The sequence below is a fragment of the Nostoc sp. genome, from assembly GCF_036917155.1.
Lineage (GTDB): Bacteria > Cyanobacteriota > Cyanobacteriia > Cyanobacteriales > Nostocaceae > Nostoc.
The window spans coordinates 1-1,740 of record NZ_JBALDZ010000112.1 but is presented as its reverse complement, the minus strand read 5'-3'; the positions used below and the strand labels follow the sequence as shown (position 1 = coordinate 1,740).

Annotated in this window: 1 protein-coding gene and 1 pseudogene; both read right to left on the bottom strand. The window is 35.1% G+C overall.

Annotated elements, in window-relative coordinates; genetic code table 11:
• Positions 1 to 181 precede the first annotated feature (181 nt).
• Positions 182 to 1,519, bottom strand: coding sequence for a TnsD family Tn7-like transposition protein (locus V7K67_RS15900; RefSeq protein WP_335167356.1), 1,338 nt, complete (start codon positions 1,517 to 1,519; stop codon positions 182 to 184).
• A 3-nt stretch (positions 1,520 to 1,522) separates the two neighbouring features.
• Positions 1,523 to 1,740 (bottom strand): annotated as a pseudogene (locus V7K67_RS15895) (ATP-binding protein); the annotation flags it as partial.

Below are 1,740 nucleotides of genomic sequence, written 5' to 3'. Positions count from 1 at the left end.
TGTAGAGGAATAATAAAGTTCAACAATTTCAATAGCTACAACCCTTAATTTTTGGTTATCCATCACAGATACCAGAAAAATAAAGTTGAACAATAACTGTCCTCAGTTGAGTTCAGTTTAGCAATGTAGAAGAGCGCAGGTCGATTTTTTGAATAAAAAAGTTCAACAATATAGGGTCTGATTAACCGGAGTCTTTTCCTACACTATCATTCAAAGACTTCCACAAAGCTTCTAGCTTACGCAACATAGTCATTGGACTCTTGCTATAATTAGAACTAAGGTTGTACGCAGCTTGCTGAAAATTTCGTCTATCAACAACATTTAATTCCAAATACTTTTGTTCCCATAATTGACCAAACGTCACGATTCTTTCAAATCGAAACTTATCAACTTTAGTCAAATTCACGCCAATCTTACTATATTGAAAACCGCAATCACACTCAAAGGTGCCTATAGGATTTTTTATATAAGAATAGGTCGAATTTAGATCATTGCTTAAAAGCATCACTAACTTCGTAACCACAGAATGGAGATAGTATTCGCAAGCAGGATTTAGACAAAGCCAAGGCCCCTTACCAAAAGGTTTATATTTAGATTTACGAGCAAAAAATGTTGAAGGCGAATTCCTCAAAAATCTAATCATTAGCAGATGCATTACCGGGTCAAAAACCTCCAAATGTAATCGAAAAATTTTAAATAAATTTATGTTATTATTACTGACATTTATACCAAGAGCCTCAAGAAATTCACTTCCATAAAAAGACAAAAATTTCTGTCGTAAACCTTGCTCATATACCTGACGGTCTAGAGTCGCTAAATTCCTCTTAATCAATAAAACTATATATTGGATATGAAACCAATCTAATTCCTTAGAAGGAAGCGATTTGAAGTTACAGGTCATTAACCACTCAATATCAGATGCAATTAGGCGTAACCACTCTTTAGTGGATTCACTGTAATTTTTCGTTACATTCGATATAGGACAGTTTTCCAAACTAGCAATACCAACTTGATACCACTTATTATTCCAGATAGGTACAATACTATCGTTTAAGACAACATCATGAATTGTGCAGACAAGAACACCAGGTGTTTGGTGAAGTCGATGCCAATATGCCTCGCCAAATGTATGCAAGTTTTCAAAAAGGCATTTTGGACAAAACCTAAAATATTTTGGTAGATAAACCGAGCTTGCTATTCCTCTATAAATATATGTCCCCAACTCTCCTTTCATGTAACCCAGAATAGCTGATTTGCTGTCAGGCATAAAGACTGCATACATGGGGTACAGTGTATGTTTTTGGATTAGACTTTCTACCGTATGTTGAGAAAGCAACGGAAGATTTTTAATTAAATAGGTTAAGTTATAGGGTAAGTCCGGCCTAACTATAGTATTCCGGGAATTGAACAATTCTTGCAACGTTTCATCAGGCTTTATATTACCACTTCTGGCATGATAACGTGCAAACACGCTATATAAAATCTCATCTGGGTAAGGCGTAGGGAAAAAACTGAGCATATACTACTTACCAATAAAAAAGTCTTTGAGTGGATCTTTAATAATCCCCAAAGCTTTCAAATCCTCACAAGCTGGAGTTTGATTTTTCTTCGCATTTTCAACAATAACTCGGATATCATTCTCCTGATACTTCGGTTGAAGTTTTATTTTTCGTTCTTGATGCTGAACTGGCTCTGCTGAAATATTACCGCATTGCAAAGCTAGTTTATAAGCCTCTTTAA